General features: G+C 53.4%; 9 protein-coding genes. All 9 read left to right on the forward strand.

All coding sequences use genetic code 11. The features are described from left to right. Positions 1-4: 4 nt before the first annotated feature. The 9 genes from BMW93_RS06905 (at position 5) to BMW93_RS06945 (ending at position 21,238) form a co-directional block, all read left to right on the forward strand. Positions 5-2,530 (forward strand): glycosyl hydrolase family 95 catalytic domain-containing protein, encoded by a 2,526-nt coding sequence (locus BMW93_RS06905; RefSeq protein WP_090374448.1) that lies wholly within the window; start codon positions 5-7, stop codon positions 2,528-2,530. Positions 2,531-2,694: 164 nt separating this feature from the next. Continuing rightward, the gene (locus BMW93_RS06910; protein ID WP_229240232.1) at positions 2,695-6,912 is read left to right on the forward strand and encodes a two-component regulator propeller domain-containing protein; all 4,218 of its coding nucleotides are present in this window, start codon (positions 2,695-2,697) and stop codon (positions 6,910-6,912) included. A gap of 247 nt (positions 6,913-7,159) precedes the next feature. Further along, positions 7,160-10,354 carry a TonB-dependent receptor gene (locus BMW93_RS06915; protein ID WP_090374450.1) on the forward strand — a complete coding sequence of 1,065 codons (3,195 nt, stop codon included), beginning with the start codon at positions 7,160-7,162 and terminating at the stop codon, positions 10,352-10,354. A gap of 17 nt (positions 10,355-10,371) precedes the next feature. Continuing rightward, complete coding sequence (locus BMW93_RS06920) at positions 10,372-12,051, forward strand: RagB/SusD family nutrient uptake outer membrane protein (protein ID WP_177194032.1); 1,680 nt, start codon at positions 10,372-10,374, stop codon at positions 12,049-12,051. Between the two features lie 69 nt (positions 12,052-12,120). Next, positions 12,121-13,683, forward strand: coding sequence for a glycoside hydrolase family 30 protein (locus BMW93_RS06925; RefSeq protein ID WP_090374535.1), 1,563 nt, complete (start codon positions 12,121-12,123; stop codon positions 13,681-13,683). 113 nt (positions 13,684-13,796) lie between these two features. After that, positions 13,797-17,009, forward strand: coding sequence for an FG-GAP-like repeat-containing protein (locus BMW93_RS06930; protein WP_090374452.1), 3,213 nt, complete (start codon positions 13,797-13,799; stop codon positions 17,007-17,009). Positions 17,010-17,223: 214 nt separating this feature from the next. Then, positions 17,224-19,167 carry a T9SS type A sorting domain-containing protein gene (locus BMW93_RS06935; protein ID WP_090374453.1) on the forward strand — a complete coding sequence of 648 codons (1,944 nt, stop codon included), beginning with the start codon at positions 17,224-17,226 and terminating at the stop codon, positions 19,165-19,167. Between the two features lie 52 nt (positions 19,168-19,219). Further along, positions 19,220-20,530: a hypothetical protein gene (locus BMW93_RS06940; protein ID WP_090374454.1), complete on the forward strand. Its 1,311-nt coding sequence runs from the start codon at positions 19,220-19,222 to the stop codon at positions 20,528-20,530. A gap of 105 nt (positions 20,531-20,635) precedes the next feature. Continuing rightward, entirely contained in the window at positions 20,636-21,238 is a 603-nt protein-coding gene (locus BMW93_RS06945) for a DinB family protein (protein WP_090374455.1), read from the forward strand. The last annotated feature ends 112 nt before the right edge of the window (positions 21,239-21,350 follow it).

The following is a 21,350-nucleotide window of genomic DNA, read 5'->3' on the forward strand; positions in this document are numbered from 1 at the left end:
CTTTATGGTCCGATTATTCCGCATTACCGCGCTGGGCGGCTTTGTGTTGCTTTCATTAATCTGTAAACCCGCCGAAACCGCAGCCCAGCAGGGGCTTAAACTCTGGTACAAGCAACCCGCCCGCAACTGGAACGAGGCCTTGCCGGTTGGGAACGGGAGAATCGGGGCGATGGTGTTCGGGAGAGTGAATGAGGAACTGATCCAGTTGAACGAGGAAACATTGTGGTCGGGCGGGCCGGTGAACAATAATGCCAATCCGAATGCATTCCAATACCTCGCAGACGTAAGAAAGGCGCTGGAAAATGAGGACTACAAGCTGGCGGAGGAACTGACAAAAAAGATACAGGGGCCGTTCACCGAATCGTACGAACCACTGGGCGATCTGGTGATCAGGCAGGAAATACCGGGCACGGTTTCGGCCTATCGCCGCGAACTCGATATCTCCGATGCGGTTTCCACGACCTCGTTTACAGTCGATGGTGTGGCGTTCACGCGGGAGGTATTCGTTTCCGTTCCCGACCAGGTAATGGTGTTGAAATTGAAAGCGGGCAAGAACGGCGCGTTGAATTTTACCGCCGGAATGAGCAGCCCGCTGGTTTACCGCAACGAGGCACTGGCGAAGGATGAGCTGGCTATGCACGGACAAGCGCCGTCGCATACCGACCCAAGCTATATGCAAACGATGGAGATCCCGGTGGTTTACAATGACCCTTCGCGATGCAAGGGAATGCGTTTTGATGTGCGGTTGAAGGTAAGCAATACCGACGGGCAGGTTACGACCGATAGCACGGGCATTCATATACGCAATGCGACGGAAGCGGTGTTGCTGCTCTCTGCCGCGACGAGTTTTAATGGCTACGACAAATGCCCCGACAAGGAAGGCAAAGACGAGCGGGCGCTTGCGGCAGCATATCTTGCAAAATCTCAAACCAGGCGATTCGATGAGCTGAAAAGCGCGCATTTGGCTGATTATTATCAACTTTTTAACCGCACAAGTCTGGTAATCAATGGTAATCCGGTGCCGGACAAGCCCCTGGACGAGCGATTGAAAAATTACGCGGAGGGGGCAAAAGACCCGGCGCTGGAAGCATTGTATTTTCAGTTTGGCCGTTACCTGCTCATTTCCAGTTCGAGACCGGGCGGCATTCCCGCCAACCTTCAGGGAATATGGAACCACCAGGTGAGGCCGCCTTGGAGCTGCAATTTTACTACTAATATCAACACCCAGATGAATTACTGGATGGTGGAAACGGCAAATCTGTCGGAGCTCCATACCCCGCTTCTGGACCTGATTGGCCGGATGGCGGTGACAGGCACCGAAGCCGCGCGAAATTACTATCACGCCAAAGGTTGGGTGGTGCACCACAATTCCGATATCTGGGCAACAGCTAATCCCGTCAGCGGAAGCCCGTCCTGGGCCAACTGGCCAATGGGTGGCGCGTGGCTCTGCCAGCATTTGTGGGAGCATTACCAGTTTACCGGTAACAAGGAATTTTTGGATAAAACAGCCTATCCATTGATGAAATCGGCGGCGATGTTCTGCCTCGACTGGCTGGTGGAGGACAAGCAGGGCAGGCTCGTAACTGCCCCGTCGACCACGCCGGAGAATATATTTATTGATGAAAAAGGCTACAAAGGTTCGGTTTCGGTGGCTACTACCATGGACATGGCCATTATCTGGGACCTTTTCACAAACCTCATCCAGGCATCGGAGCGCCTGGGTACCGACGCCGAATTCCGCAACTTGCTTCTCAGAAAACGCGAAAAACTATTCCCCATGCAGGTAGGCAAAAAAGGTAACCTGCAAGAGTGGTACAAGGATTGGGCCGAGGCCGAACCCGAGCACCGCCACATTTCACATTTGTTCGGGTTGTTCCCGGGACGGCAGATCTCGCCCGTATACACACCCGTGTATGCGGAGGCAGCGCGCAAGACGATGGAGCTGCGGGGGGACGGCGGTACCGGATGGAGCAAGGGATGGAAGATCAACGTATGGGCGCGGCTGCTCGATGGTGACCACGCTTACAAACTGATCCGCGAACAGCTGAAACTGACCGGTGTGGAAGGAACGAACTATGCCAACGGGGGCGGTACTTATCCCAATTTGCTGGACGCCCACCCGCCATTCCAGATCGACGGGAATTTCGGAGGGACGTCGGGCATTACGGAAATGCTCGTGCAAAGTCACGATGGCTTGCTGAACATCCTGCCCGCTATTCCGGCTGAATGGATGAGCGGCGAAGTGAAAGGTTTGCGGGCCAGAGGTGGTTTCGAGGTGGACATTACCTGGGTGAAAGGTCAGGTAACAACTCTGAGAATCCGTTCGGCCGCAGGTGGAAACTGCCGCATAGGCATTCCTAACAACATGAAGCCGGCGGGCAAGTTTAGTATCAGCCAGGCGGCCCATGACAATCCGAATCCATTTTACAAGCGTGCCTATTCTGCGGCGGGCGCAGCCCTGGTAAGCGGCAGGCTTGCATTTGACCTGGCGACCGAGGCGGGAAAAGAATATGTGCTGACGGCCCGCTGACGGCATGTTGCCCAAGTGATTCCGGTTCCCGGATTTTTTTGATTTATCTTTGAAGTTCCGCTTTCGCGAAAGCAGGTGGTTAAGAATTACTTCGTTTCGGAAATATGTCAGAAAAGTGGGTTATGCGGGTGATGAAACGCATATTTTCAAATTTGTTAACAGCCTTGCTATGCTGTGTAATCGGGAGGACGTTAGCTGTTGGCGCCCTGGCCGCTGGCGCATCTACCGGTCATCCCGACGATGCTGCCGGGCGGGTGCTTCGCTACTCGATCCGCGAAGGATTGTCGTTTGGTGTCGTTAACAGCATTGTGCAGGATAACGACGGCCTGATGTGGTTTGCGACCGGCGATGGCGTGAGCCGGTTCGACGGTACGGCATTCAAAAACTTCAAATACGACCGCAACGACCCGCAGAGTTTGCCGGGTAATTATGTCAAATCCATTCTTCGCGATAAAAACGGCACAATCTGGGTTTCCTCGCGCGACGGGATCGGCGAGTTCGTGCCTGCCAGCCAGCGCTTCAACCGGTACAAGCCATTTCAAAACAAAAGTGGCGCCGGGAACGATGTGAGCGACATCAGCCAGGGACAGGGCGACCGGCTCTGGCTCGCGCTGAACGGGTCGGGGTTTGCCTCATTCCATATCAAAACCCATCAATTCACCCATTACAGCCAGCAAACATTGCCGGGTTTATTCACCAATTCCATTCTGAATATCTTCGAAGATTCGCAGGGAATGCTCTGGTTCGGCTCGCGTGACAGCGGGATCGAGGTTTGGAAAAATGACCGTTCCGGAAAGCTGGTGAAAGTGGAGATGGATCGGAAGAATATGCCCCAGGCGCGCATTAACGCTATATATGAAGACCATTTGCGCAATGTATGGATCGCTTCGTCGAGAGGATTGATCCTTTTTAAAAGAAGCGAAAACCGGTTTTATGATCTCCATATCGATACGTTCCATCATAGCGACATCTATCTTTCCCTGATCGAAGACCACCAGCAAAACCTGTTGATCGGCGTGCAGGACGGCGGCGTTTACCGGCTGGCATTGTCGCAAATTGCAGCAAAGCGGCCGGATGCATTTGTTTTCGAGCAGGTGCGCGACAAGGACAACAAGGGCATTACGCAGCGCTCGGTGCAGTCGCTTTACATCGATAAGGACCGCAATGTGTGGCTGGGGACGTATGGCGAGGGGACCTACCTGATCAGCGCTATTCCCGAGAAATTCAGAAAGTTTGAACAGAAAAGCATCGATTCCCGCGCAGAAAGCTATTTGCGCTACTACGGCATGTGTGCCGACAAGGACGGTAACCTCTGGATCGGTACGGATGGCGACGGTATTTACAAAACCACTGCGTCGGGCGAAGTGTTGAAGCATTACGCCGCTTCCAGCCTGCCCGGTCGGTTGCCCGACGGCGCCGTCATCGCCGCTCACCGCGACCGGCAGGACGGCCTGTGGTTTGGGACCTATTCCAAAGGCCTGGTGCGGTACGATCCGGCTACGGATAGTTTCAAACGCTTCGGACATGACCCCGACGACCCGCATTCGCTGGGCAGGAACGATGTGCGCGTCATTTACCAGGATCGCCGCCGTAATATCTGGGTCGGGACCAACGGGGGAGGGTTGAGCCTGCTCGACGAAAAGACGGGCCGGTTCCGCAACTTCATCCCTTCCAACAGCACCATCAATGCCAACGACGTCCGCGCGATTACGGAAGATAAATATGGTAATCTCTGGATCGGCACCTACGGCGGTGGGCTCAACTACCTCAATACCCGCACGTTGCGGTTTGTTTCCTGGTTCAACGCAGCGGGTAGGGAGCCCTATTTGTCGAACAGGATTGTTTTCTCGCTATATATGGATAGCCTCGACCGGCTCTGGATAGGGTCGGAAGGTAATGGGTTGTTGTTGTTCGATACCCGGGCGAAAAAAGTGCGCTTTTTTGATGAAAAACGCGGTTTGGCCAGTAATGTGATCAATGCGATCCAGCCGGAGAGCCTGGACAAAGTTTGGATCAGTACCAATAAAGGTCTGTCGCGGATCGATGGGAAGACGGGCTCGATCGAAAATTTTGACATTAGCCAGGGGCTGCAAGGAGGGCAATTTAATCCCGGTTCTACCTTGTTCAATGCCAAAAGCGGCCTGATGAGCTTTGGAGGCACCGAGGGCTGGAACCTCTTCGATCCGAAACAGGTGGAGGCGTCGCGGTACCAGCCCAAAGTGATGATCAGCGGCCTCCGGATATTTGGCAAAGACAAGGAAAATGAGGCGATTTCGCTTTTCGAATACCTCGGCAAGGCCCGGCGGTTTTCCATCCGGCCCGACCAGCCGGTTTTTTCGATCGATTACACCGCATTGAACTATGCGTACCCGGAACTCACGCGCTACGCGTATATGCTCGAAGGGCTGGATAAGGACTGGAACTATGTCGAGAATGAACGTTCGGCTACTTACCGTTACCTTCCGTCGGGAAATTATGAGTTTAAGGTGAAAGTCGCGAACCAGGACGGTATCTGGTTTGAGGATTATGCCTCGCTGCCGATTCGCGTGATGCCGCCCTGGTACCAGAGCTGGTGGGCTTACTTCCTGTACATTCTGACCATCGGGCTGGTCCTCTATTATTACCAGCAATACAAGCTGGGGCGGGAAAAGATGAAGTACGAGGTGCAGCTCGCGCACATGGAGACGCGCCAGCAAATGGAGCTGAACGAGAAGAAGCTGTCGTTTTTTACGAACGTTTCCCACGAGTTCCGCACGCCGCTTACGCTGATTATCAATCCGATAAGAGAGATGATGCAAGGTGCCAACGAGACATTGGCTACATCGGGAAGCGCCGTCGGGACGACGGCCCCAGCAGCTGTGGCGAGCATGCATATCATCTACCGCAATGCCAAGCGCCTCCTGAGCCTCGTCGACCAGCTGCTCCTCTTCCGCAAGGCCGACCAGCAGACCGACCAGCTCAAACCGGCTGCTCATAACCTCCCGCAATTGGTTACCGAGGTATTCCAATGCTTCCTGCATCAGGCCGAGCAGAAACATATTCACTACGAGCTAAAACTTCCCGAAACCGAGCTGGAAGTGGTTTGTGATTGGGAAAAGATTGAAATAGCGATTTTTAACCTCATCTCCAATGCATTAAAATTCACCCCCGAGCATGGTACTGTAAATGTGCGGGTGGCTGATTTCGGTGAGCAGGTGGAGATTGTGGTGCGTGATACCGGGCCGGGCATTCCGGCTGACGCGGGTGACGATATTTTCAAGGTCTTCCACCAGTATGCCGACCGCCGGTTTGCGGCCAAAGGCGGCTTTGGAATTGGCCTGTATTTAACCAAAACATTTGTAGAAAACCATTTCGGGCAGTTGCGGTACGAATCCGAGCTGGACCGTGGGACCTCATTTCATATCCGGCTTTGGAAAAGCCACCCTGAACTTGTTTCCCATGTGCGCAGTGGTGAAATGCGTGATTCGGTACTGCTGGAAGAGCTATCGGACGGGGCAATGCCTATGAAAGCCCCCGCATTGCCTGATTGGCAGAGCGAGCTGCTGGATATGAAGGAGCCTTCGACCGAGAGCCATACCATGCTGGTGGTGGACGATGATCCGGAGATCAGGCATTATCTCGGGACTATTTTCGCGGGAAAGTACAAAATGTTCGAAGCCGGAAGCGGGGAGGAGGGGCTGGAACTGGTGCGGAAGCATTTGCCCGACATTGTGGTCAGCGATGTGATGATGGGCGGTACTTCCGGCATCGAATTGTGCCGCCAAATGAAGCTCGATATGGCACTCAGCCACATTCCGGTGATCCTGCTGACGGCGAGTACCTCGCAGGATGTGCGCCTGAAAGGGATCGAGGGCGGGGCCGACGATTATATCGGCAAGCCGTTCGATAAAGACATTCTCGTGGCGCGGGTAGCATCGATCCTCCGTAACCGAAACGATTTGCAGCGGTATTTCTACAACGAAATCACCCTCCAAACGAGCGATTTCAAGATTTCGGCCGAATACAAGGAGTTTCTCACGGAATGTATCCGCATTGTCGAAAACCACATTACCGATCCCGGTTTCAATGTCAAAGTACTGGCTTCGGAGATCGGCATGAGCCATTCTACGCTTTACAACCGCATCAAATCCATTTCGGGGCAGTCGGCGACGAGCTTTGTGCGGTTCATCCGTCTGCGCAAGGCGGCCCAGTTGCTCATCACGACCGACATCACGATCAGCGAAACGGCATTCAGTGTCGGCATTAACGACATCCGCTATTTCCGCGAGCATTTCCAGAAACTGTTCGGCATGAAGCCTTCGGATTATGTGAAGAAATTCAGAAAGCCCTTCCACGAGCAGCGCACGATCGACAAGGACCTTTTCCGCAAAAAATCCGTGTAACCCGCCGGTTTATTGGAGTATCCCCAGCTTTTCATGCCTGATTCCAACAGAATCGGGCATTTTTTGTGAATTCACCCCCTCTTTAATGCGAAAATGTCCCCCTATGGCCGGGTTGAAATAGTCCTACTTTTGATTGATCAATTTATAAAAGCGGCGCCGGGTTCTTGGGTTTATGATTAAATCAAGATTATCTGCCGGCCGCTCCCGTGAACTGATCCGCATCCAATTATTCAACTTTTACTGCTGTATGAAAAAAACTTTTTACCAGGACGCCCGGCCGACCAATAGGCCAGCTCTCCGGGCGGCCATGCAAACTGTTAGCCTGGCTACCGGCGCACATCTTGGCATGGCACTCCGGGCGACTTTGCGCACGACCTGTATGGCGTTGCTCATTGTACTGACCGCGCTTTCAGCGTTCGCACAAACCTCTTTTAACGTAAAAGGAACCGTCACTGCCGAAACGGGCGAAGGCCTCCCCGGCGCGAGCGTGATCCTGAAAGGTACTTCCACCGGTACGACGACCGACGTGGACGGCAAGTATTCGTTGAATCTGCCGGACGGCAGCGGGACGCTGGTGTTTACCTACATCGGTTATGTGAACCAGGAAATCGTGATCGGTAACCGTTCTCAACTGGACGTGAAGCTGGCTCCGAACGATAAAACGCTGGACGAAATCGTAGTTGTGGGTTATGGTACGCAGAAAAAGGCCACGTTGACCGGCTCGGTTTCGGAAGTGAAAGGTGCCGACATTGTGAAAAGTCCGCAGCCTAACCTCTCCAACTCGCTCGCAGGCCGTTTTTCGGGCTTCGTGGCCAACAACCGGGGCGGTGAGCCGGGTTACGACGGTTCGAGCTACACGGTGCGCGGCTTCGCCACGACCGGTAACAACGACGTGCTGATCGTCGTGGACGGTATTCCCGGCCAGGTAGGGGGCCTCGACCGCCTCGACCCGAACGATATCGAGAGCATTTCGATCCTGAAAGACGCTTCGGCGGCGGTTTACGGAAGCCGGGCAGCAAACGGGGTGATCCTCGTGACGACCAAACGCGGTACCACGGGCAAGCCGGTCATTTCTTACAGCTTCAACCAGGGGTTTTCGTCGCCTACACGCCTGCCCAAGCTCGCCGATGCGCCTACGTATGCGACGATCATGAACGAGATCGATTATTATAACAATCCGTCGGGCGGGATGAACCAGCATTATTCGGCGGAAGAAATCGAGAAGTTCCGCAACGGTTCCGACCCATTGAACTACCCGAACACCAATTGGCAAAAGGAAACCCTCAAAAATTTCGCATTGCAGAACCAGCATAACCTGGCGATCAACGGCGGTACGGATAATGTTAAATATTACGTGTCGCTGGGGACGATTTACCAGGATGGGTTGTACAAAAACGGCGCTACGAAATACAAGCAGTACAATTTCCGCTCTAATATCGACGCCAATGTGACGAAGGATTTCAAAGTGAGCCTGGGACTTTCGGGCCGCCAGGAGAACCGCGCGTTCCCTATTTCGTCGGCAGGAAATACCTTCCGTTCGATTTACCGGGCTTATCCAACGGTGATCGCGCAATATCCGAACGGCTACTATTCGACCGGCGTAGAGAACCAGAACCCGGTGGTGCTAGGCACGAACATGGGCGGAACAACCAGTAACCCGACGTCGGTATTCAACGGAATCCTGCGCGCGAGCTACAATCTGCCGTTTGTGGATGGCCTTTCGGTAGATGGGTTCTATTCGGTGGATAAATCGTTCAACTTCTCGAAGTCGTTCAGCACGCCTTACACGCTTTACAATTACGACAAGAATTCCGGTGCGTATACAGGCGTAGTGACAGGTGGTTCGGCTGGTGCGGCTTCGCTGAACCAATCGCAGGTGAATATCACCAATATCACGCAAAACCTTCGTCTGAACTACCTCAAAACGTTTGGCAAACACAATGTGAATGCATTCGTTGCCTACGAGCAGAACAAGCGTAACGAGGCCACTTTCGGTGCATCACGGATCAATTTCCCGACTACTTCCACACCGGAACTTTCGCAGGGCGGCGCGGCGGCGACCGACAAGAACAACTCGGGTAGCAGCTATAATTTCACCCGCCGGAGCTACATCGGCCGTTTGGCATACAACTACAATGAGAAATACCTCGCCGAAGTACAGGCGCGTGTGGACGGTTCGTCGGTGTTCCCGAAAGGCAAGCAATACGGCTTCTTCCCCTCGGTTTCAGCAGGTTACCGTATTTCGGAGGAAGAGTGGTTTAAAAACAGCGTCAATTTCATCGACGACCTGAAATTCAGAGCTTCCTATGGAACATTGGGTAATGATAATGTAGGTCAATTCCAGTTCTACAACAACTATTCGTTCGTGAACCAGTATGTGCTGGGCAACAACGTGATATCGTCCGGCATCGACCTTACCAAGCTCGCCAACCCGAACATTACCTGGGAAACTTCCAAGAAACTGGATATCGGTTTGAATGCGGTATTCCTGAAAAACTTCAATATCGAAGTGATCTATTTCAATCAGAAAAGATCGGATATCCTTGCTTCGAGAAATGCTTCTATTCCAAATACTTCCGGTATCGTGAACCCTTACAAAACTAATGACAACACTCCGTTGGTACCGGACGAAAACCTTGGAAAAGTGAACAACACCGGGGTGGAAGCGACATTGGGCTACAACCACAATGGCAAGTTCCGTTACAACATTTCAGGAAACATTACCTATGCCAAAAGCAAGGTGATTTTCATCGACGAAGCACCGGGAGCGTTGGATTACCAGCGCCAGACCGGCGGGCCGTTGTATACCAACCTCTTGTACAACACGCTCGGGATTTTCCGCTCGCAGGCGGATCTGGACGCGTACCCGCACGTACAAGGCGCGCAGCCGGGCGACCTGATCCTCGAAGATTATAACAAGGACGGCAAGATCACCGCCGACGACCAGGTAAGGAGCAAATATGGCAATGTGCCTTTGCTGACCTACGGTCTGACATTCAATGCGGGTTACGATGCATTCGATCTGGCATTGGTGTTCTCCGGACAAGGCATGGTGAGCCAGTATGTACTGCCTGAATCGGGCCAGGTGGGTAACTTTTACAGCAGCTGGGCCGACAACCGTTGGAGCCCGGGCAATACCGATGGTTCGTTCCCGCGTGTGGATACCCGTGCTTCCTCTTCGATCAACGGTGGTTTGTATGCCAATAATTTCTGGTTGAACAACTCGTCGTTCGTTCGTTTGAAAAACGTGGAGCTGGGTTACACGCTGCCTAAGGACGCATTGACGAGGCTGAAAATTTCGTCGCTCCGCATTTACGCAAGCGCATTCAACCTGTTTACCATTACCGGCGTGAAGGATTACGATCCGGAAGGTAACAGCACCAGCGGCCAGTTCTATCCGCAGCAGCGCATTCTGAACCTGGGCCTCAATATCAAATTTTAATGGAAATCATGATTAACATGAAAATAAAGAGCTTCACATTACCAGCCCTGGCCGCGGCAATGATGCTTTCGCTGTCTGCCTGCGACCAGGACCTCCTGGACGTCGTTCCCACCGACCGGGTATCCGATGCTTCCATCCTCTCCGATTCCGTACTTTTCGAAGCATATGTTACCAACCGCTACATGGGCGTACGCCTGACCGACAAGGAAGCGGAGGGCACATTGCCGGGCTTTGGCCGTGGTTTCGAATATGCATTGTGGTCGTCGGTTACCGATGAATCCATTTACAACAACGATGATAATACTTGGCTGATCCAGCGGGGGCAAATCGCACCGGAGAATACCGGTATCGCGGGTACATTCTGGGGCCGGAGCTACCGGAGCATTCGCGAGATCAATTATGCATTGGCCAATATCGACGCCGTGCCGATGAGCGCCGGCCGCCGCAGCCGCTTGAAAGGAGAATTGCAGTTCATCCGCGCATTCCGCTACCATGATTTGCTGCGTAACTATGGTAAAGTGGTGTTGCTGGGTGATAAAGTTTATGAAGTAAGCGATGATCTGACAAGCCCCGAACTTTTCCAGCGGGCCGAAATCAAAGCAGGTCTCGACTACGCAATCGCGCAATTGGACGAAGCGGCTACATTGCTGCCGGCTTCAAATGACAATAATACCTGGAAACTCGGCCGTGCTACCAAGGGTGCTGCATTGGCATTGAAGTCACGCCTGGCATTGTACGCGGCCAGTCCGCTTTACAATGCTGGCACCTGGCAGCAAGCCGCGGCGGCTGCGAAAGCGGTGATGGATTTGAATAAATACAACCTCTACACCGGCGGTTACGGCAGCCTTTTCACTACTACCGACAACCAGGAGATCATTTTCGGCCGCCTGTACGCGGTAGGCGCCCGCCACGTGTGCCTGGAAATTTCGAACGGCCCGAACGGCTACAATGCATGGGGCGGTAACGTGCCGACGCAAAACCTCGTGGACGATTACGAAATGATGGACGGTACGCGCATTACCGATACCAACACCAGCTACGACGCGAAGAACCCGTACAAAAACCGCGATCCACGTTTTTACGCCACCATTCTTTACAATGGCGCAGCCTACCGTGGCAGTACCGTGGAGACGTTCACGCCGGGCGGCAAGGATAGCAAAGACGGTCCTTCCAACTGGAATACATCGAAGACGGGTTATTATCTCAAAAAATTCATGAATGATAACCTGCCCATCGACAACCCATGGGATGTGGCTGGTACGCAAACCTGGATTTACTTCCGCTATGCTGAAATATTGCTGAACTATGCCGAAGCGCAAAACGAAGCTTCCGGTCCGGATGCGAGCGTGTACGCGGCCGTGAATGCGATCCGCCAGCGCACGGGCGTGGGTATGCCCGCATTGCCTGCGGGCCTCACACAGGCGCAGATGCGCGAGCGTATCCGCAACGAGCGCAGGGTTGAGCTGGCATTCGAGGAGCACCGGTTCTATGACGTGCGCCGCTGGAAAATCGCGACCACGACCGAGAATGTACCTGCTTATGGTATTGAAATCGGCAAGAGCGGTAGCGCGTTTACCTACACCCGGAAGGAGGCGCTTACCGGCCGCAGTTTTGCCGACAAGCAATACTGGCTGCCGATCCCACGCACCGAAATTCAGGCTTCCAACAATAAGCTCGAACAAAACCCGGGCTATTAATGCAAATCTTCACTCCCGGTGCATCCGTCGCCGGGAGTTCTTTTTATCCATTCCCTGACAGACTTTTTCATGCCAATTGCTCAAAACCTGGGAACGCTGTTCCTCGGGCTCGTTATGGCTACGTCCATGAACTGCCACGGCAGCGAGCCCGCTACCGAAACCATCGGCCCTGCCACCGACCAGACCGTTACGATCCGCATCGACCCATCCAAAACCTACCAGACGATCCGAAACTTCGGCGGGTCCGATGCCTGGGCCTGCCAGTTTGCCGGCAACTGGCCGCTGGCCAAGAAAAACGGTATCGCCGACCTGCTTTTCAGCACAGATACCCTCGCCGACGGCCGCCTGAAAGGCATCGGGCTATCGCTTTGGCGGTTTAATGCGGGCGGAGGCACCGCCGAGCAGGGCGACGCCAGCGGTATCCGCGACGAATGGCGCCGTGCCGAATCTTTTTTCGCAGCCGACGGCGGCTACGACTGGAACAAGCAAGCCGGGCAAATGTGGTTTTTGAATGCGGCCAAAGAACGGGGCGTGAAAGAGTTCCTGATCTTTCCCAATACCCCGCCGGTGCAGTTCACGACTAATGGAAAAGGATATGCGTCCAATGGTCAGCCGAACCTGCCCGCGCAGCAGTTCGACAAGTTCGCCGGTTACCTGGCCGATGTGATCGACGGTGTGCGCAAGAAAACGGGCATTACATTTCAATACGTAAGCCCGGTGAACGAGCCGCAGTGGGATTGGAGCGACGGAGGGCAGGAGGGGACGCCCTATTTCAACAACCAGGTTGCGGCCATTACCCGCTCGCTGAGTGCGGCGCTTTTGAAGAAAAACCTTGCGACCCAGATCAATGTCGCGGAAGCGGGGCAGATCGAGTACCTCTATTCGGAGCATAACCGCCCGGGTCGGGCCAGCCAGATTTCCGGTTTTTTTGATAAAAACGGTACGGACTATATTGGTAACCTGCCCAATGTGTTCCCGGCGATTTCCGGCCACAGCTATTTTACCACATCCCCTTATAAAACCGCCGTTGAGAAGCGGAAGCAGCTTGCGAATGCAGTGGCGACGGTGCCCGGGCTGGAATACTGGCAGTCGGAGTATTGCATATTGGGCGATAATGAAGGCGAGATTAAAGGCGAGGGCCGCGATTTGGGCATTAATTCCGGCTTGTACATTGCCAGGGTGATCCACAACGACCTCGTGAATGCGAATGCTTCGGCCTGGCATTGGTGGATTTCCGTTTCGCCTTACGACTACAAGGATGGTTTGGTTTATATTGATAAAAACAAAACCGACGGCAGTTTCCAGTCTTCCAAAATGCTCTGGGCGCTGGGCAATTTCAGCCGGTTCGTGCGTCCGGGCGCAAAGCGGGTAGAGGCCTCGCACAGCCTCGGTACCGATGGATTGCTGGTTTCTTCTTATTTAAATACCAACAACGAACTGGTGACGGTGATCGTCAACAGCGATAGCCAGGACCGGCAGGTTAGCCTTACGCTGGCATCGGGCAAAGCCCCGGTTGCGGTAAGGGCTTACGAAACGTCGGCACAGGGCGATTTGATGCCCATTAATGTGCCTGATTCTACGAAAATGTTAATTAAAGCCCGCAGTATCGTAACGCTTAATAGCAAAATGTAACCGGATGATGGCCTGATGCAGGGATAGATGAGTAGAAACATGATAGCTAGTATACTTTTGGTTAATTATTGCCACACTACCCGCGATCAGTTTTTATCCATCTATCCCTACTTATGAAGAAAAGCTCTATTCTCATCCTCACTGCTCTCTGTTTCTTCACCCTTGGTTCAGCCATTTTTGTAGACATTGTGCCCAAATTCCAGGAGGTCTCCGGAAGGTTTCCAGGCCTGTCCATTTCAGGAGATACCGAATTTATCTACGGCGATTTTGATTCCGACGGCGACGTGGACATCCACGCTTACAAGAAAGATGCCCTGGAAAACGACTTTTTCAGAAACGACGGCAGCGGCAATTTTTCCAAGGTTACCGGTTCCCAAAATCCTTTCAACAACCTTCCTGCGAAAGCCGCTTTCGACAACGCCCAATATGCTTTCGTGGCCGACTGGGATAACGATGGCGACGACGATATCCTCGTAACCGGAAGGGGGGAAAACAACCCGAGGAAGAATATTTTTTACAAAAACAACAGCGGGGTTTTCCAGGAACTGGAAGGCGCGGCAAGTCCGTTCAACGGAATTACGATTGCCAATGAAACTCAGCTGATTTATGGTGACTTCGACAGCGATGGGGACATCGACCTGCACACGTATGTGACCAATGCAGCCGTAAATGATTTTTGGAGTAACAATGGAAACGGCACTTTCACGAACGTTACCGGCACTGCCAACCCTTTCGACAACCTGCCCGATAAAGCGGCTTTTTATCTAAAGGCTCAGGACGCCTACGTGGCCGACTGGGACAACGACGGTGACGACGATGTGTTCGTGGTGCGGCGTCAGGCTAACGGCGACAAGGTTTTTTGCCGTAACGACAACGGCAAGTTTGTGCTGGTTACCGGTGCGGCAAGCCCTTTTTCCGCAATGAGCATCGCCCAGGAGACTCAGTTCACCTATGGCGATTTCGATTCCGACGGCGACATCGACCTTCAAACGTGGGATATGTCCAACCCCATCCAGACCTGGCTGAACAATGGCAGCGGCACGTTTGCCAATGTTACCAACCTGAATACGAACCCGTTCGAAAACCTGGCCGGCAAGGCCACGTTCTTCAATAGTGCCACCTACGCGCACGTGGCGGACTGGGACAATGACGGCGACGACGACGTTTTTACGAGTAATCGTACTGCCGAGGGGCAGAACCTGCTCTATGTCCAGAGCGGATCGGCGCCGAAACTGCAAAGCTCTACGCCGGCCAATGGCGCTACGGGCTTCGCGGTAGACGGTAATATTGTACTGAATTTCAGCGCAGTGGTCACACCGGTTTCGGGGAAAAATATTACGATCAAACGTACTGGTAACAACGCTACATTTGCCACCATCGCTGCGACGAACGTGCAGGGCGGCGGTACATCGACCATTACCATCGATCCATCGTCCGATCTCGACGGAACGACCGGCTATTACATTGTCATCGACGAGGGTGCATTCAAAGATGGGCAAGGACGTGCTTATGGCGGCATTAATGCCAGCAACCAACTGGCGTTTACCACCGGCGCGGTGGCTGTGGCGCCTACCGTCACCACCAATGCGGTGACCAACTACGCATTGACTTCGGCCGTACTGGGTGGTTCTGTAATTTCCGATGGCGGTGCGGGTGTATCGGATCGCGGAATCGTATGGAGCACGTCGCCTACGCCCACCGTATTGAGCAACAAGGTAGGCATAGGATCGGGTACAGGCTCTTTTTCACAAAATATTACCAGCCTGCCGGCGGGCACGCACATATATGTACGTGCATACGCGATCAATCCAAAAGGGACTTCTTACGGTAATGAGGTGGATTTTTATACCAAAACAAATGTCACGTCCATTACCAGACAGGTATCGAGCCCTACAAATGCGGCTACCGTGCAATATGAGGTGGTTTTCGCCCAGGCTGTGACGGGAGTGAATGCTACTAGCTTCACATTAGTGACCGGCGGGATTACGGGGGCAGCTGTGAGCGCCATTTCCGGCTCGGGCACGACTTACATTGTGACAGTCAATACGGGTAGCGGCAATGGCGCGGTTCGGCTCGATTTCACCTCGCCGGCAGGCGTTACACCCAATGCGGAGGCGGCATTTACGACCGCGGAGTCCTACACGGTGTATAAACTAAGCCAGCCATCGGATTATTACCGCAACAAAAATGCTTCCACAGACTGGCATGTGGCATCGGGATGGCAGTCATCGCAGGATAACTCGTTCTGGATTGATGCTACCAGTGCCCCGGGAAGCGGCGCGACTGAAACGAAAATCGCTGCGGGTGCTACCGTCACCCTGCCGGGCGGGATCACCAGCGCGAACAACGTGAATAACGCCGGGATACTGGATACCGGCACCGGCTTGCTTTTCACGACCGGTACATTTACCGGCAATGGTGAGGTGAAAGGAAATGGCAATATTCTTTACGCCAATTTCACAAACACCGGGACCGTATCTCCGGGCAACTCGCCGGGTATACTGACCTTTACCGGCGACTTTTCGAATACAGGTGCCATTAATATCGAATTAGGCGGCACAGCGACGATAACAGGTTACGACCAACTATTCGTAACCGGCACTTTAACGGCCGGCGGGACGATCAACGTATCGCTGATCAACGGTTTTGCGCCGGCATTAGGGGATGAATTCACGATCATCGATGCCGGCGCACTTTCAGGAACTTTCCCGACGATCAACCTGCCATCCGTGGCGCCCAAGATCTGGGAAACGACCTACGATGCGAGCAACGGAACATTGAAATTGAAAGTTGTTAACGATCCCATGCCGGTAACGCTCGTGCATTTTGAAGCGGTGAAAGAAAGCGGAGCCGTCAAACTCGTTTGGAGCACTTCAGAGGAAAGCAACAGCAGTCATTTTGAAATTAACCGCAGCAACGACGGAAAAAACTGGGTGACGCTCGGCAGGGTAGCAGCCAGCGGCGAAAGCAAGCAGGTCGTCGATTACCGCTTTGACGACGCCGAACCGGCCGCCGGCATGAATTACTACCGCCTCAAAATGGTCGATTTTGACGAAACCTTTGCATACAGCCGCATTCGTGAAGCCGCATTTGGCGCGAAGGAGCAGTTGGTGTTATACCCTAATCCGGTTCAGAATGAGTTGTATATCAAAGGAAAATCCGGCTCGTCGGCGGAAGTCTGGGACGCTGCGGGCCGACTGCGCTTGCGTGGCAACCTGGATCATGGTCGCATGAATGTGCAGAGTCTGCCTGCGGGCGTATATCAGTTGCGCGTGCAGGGAATCGATGGGCAGGAGGAGGTCAGGAGGTTTGTGATTGTCAGGTAGTGGTTGGACGTAGTCAGGTAGTGGTCAGTTTGTGGTCAGGTAGTTGCTGCGTATGGTCGGATAGTTGTCAAGTTATAGTCAGAAGTTATCAATTTGTTCTTTGCGGGCCGGTTCTTTGGGACCGGCCCGCTTTCATTTGTATAGCCTTTTGTAATGTAATAGTTACAAACTAATTTTGATTTTACGCTCACCAACTCTATTCAGTTTTCGTACTATGATTGATTTTTTACATTCTCTGCGTTCAGGCCTGCTCGCCTGCGCAATTTTTTTTGCATTGCCTTTAATATCCCTGGCGCAGGACTGGGAGCATGTGACCAAGTTGATGGCCAAATATCCCAACGGTAATTCGGCGGCGAGTTCTTCCATGAGTTATGGATATGCCATAAGTATCTCGGGCAACTTCGCTGTGATAGGCGCGAATTCAGATTATTACGATGCTTCGGGACTTAATTCGATGCAATGGGCCGGAAGCGCGTTCATTTTGTACAACGACGGCGGAGTTTGGAAGCCTGTGAAAAAGCTCGTAGCACCTGTGCGGAGCCAGTCTGCGCAATTCGGGACTTCGGTTTCCATAGACGGGGATTACATCGTGATCGGAGAACCCGGCGAGAGACTCGATGGTTCTGCGAAAGGCTCCGTGTATATCTTCAAGAAAGACCAGGGGGGCGCGGGGAACTGGGGATTGCTGAAACGAATTCAGGCCAATGTACGCAATACGGGCGACAACTTCGGATGGGCCGTAGACATCAGCGGCGATCATATCGTCGTTTCGAGCCATTGGTATGACCTTGATGCGAATGACCAAAACGCTTTGAGTGACGCCGGTGCCGCGTTTATTTACGAGAAGAACTTGGGTGGGGCCGATAACTGGGGGTTGGTGAAAAAAATCACCGCTTCCGTCAGAAGGGCCGATCATAACTTCGGGACCTCGATTGCGATCGATGCCGATCAGATAGTCGTAGGCGCGGGAGGCGAGAGACGCGACGCAGCCGAATTGAACCCCCTGGGATATGCCGGGGCAGCTTATGTTTTCCGAAAAGATTACGGCGGCAGCAACAATTGGGGGCAGGTGAAGAAACTCACGGCGCCTGTGCGTGCGGCCGATGACAATTTTGGTAATCAGGTTGATATTTCCGGCAACAACATCATTGCTGGTGCGCCTTTCGAAGATGAGGATGCAAACGAGCTTAATACCCTTGGCTATGCCGGTTCGGCATACATCTTTTCGCGGGATTCGGGAGGAAATGAGAACTGGGGCCTCGCGAAGAAAATTACCGCAAGTCAGCGCCAGTTTGAAGCCTATTTCGGTCAACGCGTTGCAATTTCGGGCAATTTTGCGGCTGTGGGAAGCAGAAGAGATGAGCGGGACGCAAACGGCGCAAATCAGACATACGAGGCGGGCGCTGTATTTTTGTTTGAAGAAAACAACGGGGGCACGGGCAACTGGGCACAATTAGCGAAATTCGTTCCACCTGTAAGAGTCTCACAAGATCAGTTTGGCACGGCGGTGGCAATAAACGGGAGATACCTGTTCGGCACCTCTATGGGTCGCTATCTGGAACCTGCGGACAACACCTCGGCTACGAATCCCGGCGCTGTCTACGTCTTCCGGCAAGACGACCCACTACCCGTAACCCTCGCGAATTTCAACGTCTCCAGAGTCGAAAACCAGGCATTTCTGCAATGGACTACTTCGGCTGAAACCAATACTTCTCATTTTGAAATACAAAAGAGCCTGAATGCAAAAGACTGGACGGCAATCGGGACGTGTGAGGCGGCGAAGGAAAGTAAAGCGCTGATCGATTATACGCATTGGGATAACCAACTGACGGCGGGCAACATTTATTACAGGCTTAAAATGGTGGATCAGGATGGTACTTTTGCGTACAGTAGCATCCGTAACTTGTTGGGGGAGAATGGGGCAGAGCTCGTCGCCTTTCCGAACCCGGCAACCGACCGGATTTTTATCAAAGCGACCGATTCCAACCAAATTGAATCCGTCGAAATCCGTAATACTACCGGCTTGCTGGTGTTCGAAACCGCCAAAATGGACGGTGAGGGCATTGCGACAGACAAATTTGCACCGGGGAATTACATTGTTCAAATCCGGAACACCAATGGGACATTGGTTACCAGGAAGATAACTATTAGCAGATAAGCGGCTGGCTGGCACGGATTTTCCGGTATCGCAGACAGTCCACAAACCATTTATGCCTACAAGAAATATCCTTGCACTGCTTGCAACGCTGCTGGTGATCGCCGCAGCCCGTTTATATTTCGTCGAGACCTTCGCCATCCCGCTGCCGTTCTGGGACCAGTGGGATGCCGAGGGCGACTACCTGCTGCGGCCGTTGCTGGAAGGGCGCCTGCGTTTTGAGCATCTCTGGCAGCCACACAACGAGCACCGCATTTTGCCTACGCGGCTGTTGTCGCTGCTGATTTTTAGCTTTACGGGCGTGTGGGACAACCTCGTCGAGGCGCGGGTGAATATCCTTGTGGCAGCCTGCATTCCGGCCATTATCCTGCTATTTCTAATGCGTCAAAAGGCATTGTACGGCCTTCGCTGGCTCATATTGATTGTGATTATCGCCCAGTTTGCACTACCATTCTCGTTCGAAAACCTGCTGGTCGGCTTCCAGAGCCAGTTCTATTTTCTGATCATTTTCACGCTTTTAACCATTATTTTGGCCTCGGTTTACCCGGATAGCCTCGTGGCGATGGCCGGTGTACTGATCCTCTCTTGGCTTAGTGTGCTGACGATGGCTTCGGGCATCCTTACGCCGCTCACGGCGGTCGGTGTATATGCGCTGCATGGATTCCGAAACCGGGAGGTCAATTGGAAGCATATGGCTTTCGGGCTTGTGCTTGCAGGTGTTTCGGCAGCCGGATATTCCCTGATGCCGCAGATCGAAGGCAACCAAACTTTACGTGCCCGCAACATTTCGGAACTGTTCGGCGCATTGCGGTACATTCTGGCGTGGCCGGTTTCGAAAAGCTGGCCTGCGGCGATTGCGTTGTGGAGCCCTGCCCTCGGAATGGTTCCCTGGCTTCTGCGTGGCCGCTCGCTCACCCGCGCGGACCTGTTCATGGCCGGGTGCGTCATGTGGTCGCTCGCACAGACGCTCGCGATCGCGTACGGGCGCGGACAGTCGATGGACAATGTTTCTTCGCGCTATACCGAGCTGTTCACGCTCGGATTGATCGGCAATGCGTGGTTTGCGGTTCGCTTTATCGAGCTCACCAACAAAAACTGGCGCCTGGTCTGGCTCGGCGCCGTCTTTTTCGTTGTTTTCACCCTGGCGCACATTACCCGTCGCAACCGCGATATGCGTGCCGTTTACCGTACTTATGATTTGTCGAAAAAACAAGAGATGAATGTGCGTAAATACCTGAAAACCGGCGACCCGTCGGCATTGGTACAGCCCCTGTTTGAAATACCTTTTCCGGACTCCGTTCGCCTGCGAAGCCTGCTCGATAACCCGACGCTCCGGCCCATTCTGCCGCCGTACCTAAGCCGCTAGCATTTCTGCGTGCACGCCGTTAAATAACAGAAAAACACGTAGGATAACGATAATTGCTCAACCATGTAAAAAGGGGTAGACTTGCGGCCTAATTAAACAAAAGCTATGAAAATCACGACACTTTTTACTTTGGTTTGCCTCTGCGCAGCCACGCAATGCTTCAGCCAGGAGAAACTCTGGACGGCGGCCGACAAGCAGTACACCATCGACAATCTGATCCGCACCCGCGACGCGGTGGTGAAGGAAACAGAAAACCTCACACCCGAGCAATGGGCCTTCCGCGAGTCGCCCGACCGCTGGTCGATCGGGCAGATTGTGGAGCACCTCGCGCTTTGGGAAATCGTCTGGTCGAGGGAGCTCAGCATCGGCACCCGCAACAAGCCGCAGCCTGAATTGCTCAAAACCACCCGGCCGGACAGCTACTACCACGAATTCATCATGGAGCCCAATCCTCACAAAGCCGCAGATATCTCCGCACCGACAGGGTTTATCAAAGGAAAAGACAATCTGACGTTCTTTCTCCGTGGCAGAGAGCAAAACCTCAATTTTGTACGCAACAGCGAAGCCGATATGCGGGCCATTTTCGAACTCACCGCCACACCCGACCCCCGCAACATGCACCAGGTGCTCATCTACGTGTGGGGGCATACGGACCGCCATTTGCGGCAAATACTGAAAGTGAAGAGCCACGAGTCGTACCCGAAATGACCGGGGACGGCCGACTGCTCTCTTTATCTGACCATGGACCATCGACCATATCGACCACGAAAGTGCGAAATATGGTCGATGGTCTATCGTCGCCACCCAAATTGTCCCCCAA

This window comes from Dyadobacter sp. SG02 (assembly GCF_900109045.1).
Taxonomy (GTDB): Bacteria; Bacteroidota; Bacteroidia; order Cytophagales; family Spirosomataceae; genus Dyadobacter.

Coding starts and splice junctions, on each gene's coding strand:
- BMW93_RS06905 (WP_090374448.1), top strand. CDS start 5: ATGGTCCGATTATTCCGCATTACCGCGCTGGGCGGCTTTGTGTTGCTT.
- BMW93_RS06915 (WP_090374450.1), top strand. CDS start 7,160: ATGAAAAAAACTTTTTACCAGGACGCCCGGCCGACCAATAGGCCAGCT.
- BMW93_RS06920 (WP_177194032.1), top strand. CDS start 10,372: ATGAAAATAAAGAGCTTCACATTACCAGCCCTGGCCGCGGCAATGATG.
- BMW93_RS06925 (WP_090374535.1), top strand. CDS start 12,121: ATGCCAATTGCTCAAAACCTGGGAACGCTGTTCCTCGGGCTCGTTATG.
- BMW93_RS06930 (WP_090374452.1), top strand. CDS start 13,797: ATGAAGAAAAGCTCTATTCTCATCCTCACTGCTCTCTGTTTCTTCACC.
- BMW93_RS06935 (WP_090374453.1), top strand. CDS start 17,224: ATGATTGATTTTTTACATTCTCTGCGTTCAGGCCTGCTCGCCTGCGCA.
- BMW93_RS06940 (WP_090374454.1), top strand. CDS start 19,220: ATGCCTACAAGAAATATCCTTGCACTGCTTGCAACGCTGCTGGTGATC.
- BMW93_RS06945 (WP_090374455.1), top strand. CDS start 20,636: ATGAAAATCACGACACTTTTTACTTTGGTTTGCCTCTGCGCAGCCACG.